General features: G+C 65.7%; 3 protein-coding genes. All 3 read left to right on the forward strand.

Annotated features, from left to right (window positions below; genetic code table 11):
• Positions 1-669, forward strand: a 669-nt coding sequence (locus tag WEA77_RS13240) for a peptidoglycan-binding protein (RefSeq protein WP_368068354.1), incomplete at its 5' end; no start/stop codon positions are given.
• Between the two features lie 74 nt (positions 670-743).
• Positions 744-1307: a carboxymuconolactone decarboxylase family protein gene (locus WEA77_RS13245; protein WP_368068355.1), complete on the forward strand. Its 564-nt coding sequence runs from the start codon at positions 744-746 to the stop codon at positions 1305-1307.
• Positions 1304-2091, forward strand: a 788-nt coding sequence (locus tag WEA77_RS13250) for an SDR family NAD(P)-dependent oxidoreductase (RefSeq protein ID WP_368068356.1), incomplete at its 3' end; no start/stop codon positions are given. The genes WEA77_RS13245 and WEA77_RS13250, both read left to right, overlap by 4 nt.

The raw sequence follows: 2091 nt of genomic DNA on the forward strand, positions 1-2091 counted from the left end.
GGCGGCCGCGCCGACCTCGGCAACACCCAGCCCGGCGACGGCTGGAAGTTCCGCGGACGCGGCTTCATCCAGCTCACCGGACGCGACAACTACACCCGCTACGGCGAAGCCGCCGGCATCGACCTCGCAAATGATCCCGACATTATCAAGCGCGACCTCACCAAGTCCATCGAAGTCGCCGCCGCCTTCTGGAAAACCAACGGCCTGAACGCCTATGCCGATCAGAACGATGCCGTGAAAGTCTCGCGCGCCGTCAATCGCGGCAATCCGAACGACACCGCCGCAGCCAACCACGAAGACCTGCGCATCCTCTGGACGAACACGGCGCTCTCCGTCACGCAGGCCCCGCAGAACGTCGCGCCGGAGCCGGCGCCGCCCACACCGTCCCTCAAGCCGCTGCAGGTTGGAAACCGGGGCGACCGCGTCCGCGAACTCCAGATGGATCTCGAAGCCCTTGCCATCCTGACCGGCGGTGTGGACGGAATCTTCGGTCAGGGCACCCGCCGCGCCGTGGTGTCCTTCCAGCAGGAAAACGGCCTATCCATCACCGGCATTGCCGACGCCGCCACCATCGACGCCGTCGACCGCGCCGCTGCCGATCCCGCCCGCACACGCGCTGGCGCGCTCGACCGCGACAACACGGCCATCTTCGGTCCGCCGCCCGCCTGAAACACCGGGGCTTGCTGCCCGGCCCGGTCCGGCCTTTACTCTCCGGGAAAAGAAAAACCGGAGGAAACAGGAAGATGAGGCTTACGGCCCCGAGAATACAGCCGCTCGCGGACGCGGACATGAACGCCGATCACCGCGAAGCGCTCGCCGCGCAGTTCGGGCGCGGCAATGTCTACAATATCTTCCGCACGCTCGCCCGCGCGCCGGATGCCTACCGTGCCTTCATGCGCTGGGGCGGCTATATTCTGTCGGACAAGAACAGCCTTGCCCCGCGCGAGCGCGAGATCGTCATCCTGCGCGCAGGCTTCAACTGGAAATCCGGTTACGAATGGGCCCAGCATGTTCGCATCGGCAAACAGTGCGGCCTGACCGATTTCGAGATCGAGTCCATTAAGGAAGGCCCGCTTTCGCCGGACTGGTCGCCCATCGACAGCGCCCTGATCCGAGCCACCGACGAACTGACCAGCGATGGTTTCATCACAGACCGGACCTGGGCGGAGCTTTCCTCCCTCACCGAGAAACAGCGCATGGATCTCGTGATGACCGTTGGTCAGTACACGCAGGTTTCAATGATGCTGAACTCATTCGGCGTGCAGCTCGACGATGACCTCACCCTCGATCCGGACCTTGCCAGGTGAGCGGCGCGCCTGTCGCCGGGCGCCTCGCCGGAAAGATCGCCATCGTCAGCGGAGCCGGACAGGCACCGGGCGAGACCATCGGTAACGGCAAGGCCATCGCGCTCCTTTTCGCCCGCGCCGGCGCAAAAGTTCTCTGCGTCGACCGGGATGAGGCGCGCGGCCAGCTGACCCTGGATGACATCACCGCTGAAGGCGGCGCTGCGCATCTTTGCATCACGGATATCTCCTCTGCCCAGGGCGCGGCCACCCTCGCGGCTGCCTGCGAAGCCGCGTTTGGTCCGCCGGACATTCTCGTCAACAATGTCGGTATAGGCGATGCCGGCGACGGCCCCGCCCACAAGGCGACCGAAGAAGCGTTCGACCGTACACTGCGTATCAACCTGAAAGGCGCCTGGCTGCTGACGAAGGCGGTCATGCCGGGCATGCTGGCGCGCCAGCGCGGCGCCATCGTCAACATCTCTTCGCTCGCCTCCATCGCCGGCGGCCACCAGCTCGCCTACGAGGTTTCCAAGGCCGGCATGAACCGGCTGACGCAAAGCGCGGCGATGGCCGGCGCCTCGCGCGGTGTGCGCGTCAACGCAATTACGCCCGGCCTGATGGACACGCCCATGGCCATCGGCGGCATCGCCAGGATGCGCGCCGTACCGGAAGAAGACCTGCGCACCGAACGCGCCGCCCGTGTACCGATGCGTTTCATGGGCACAGGATGGGACACCGCTCACGCGGCACTGTTTCTCGCCAGTGCCGAAGCCAACTTCCACGCACATTACCGCAAACGGTTGCT

The organism is Hyphomonas sp. (assembly GCF_040882205.1).
Lineage (GTDB): Bacteria > Pseudomonadota > Alphaproteobacteria > Caulobacterales > Hyphomonadaceae > Hyphomonas.

Coding starts and splice junctions, on each gene's coding strand:
- WEA77_RS13245 (WP_368068355.1), top strand. CDS start 744: ATGAGGCTTACGGCCCCGAGAATACAGCCGCTCGCGGACGCGGACATG.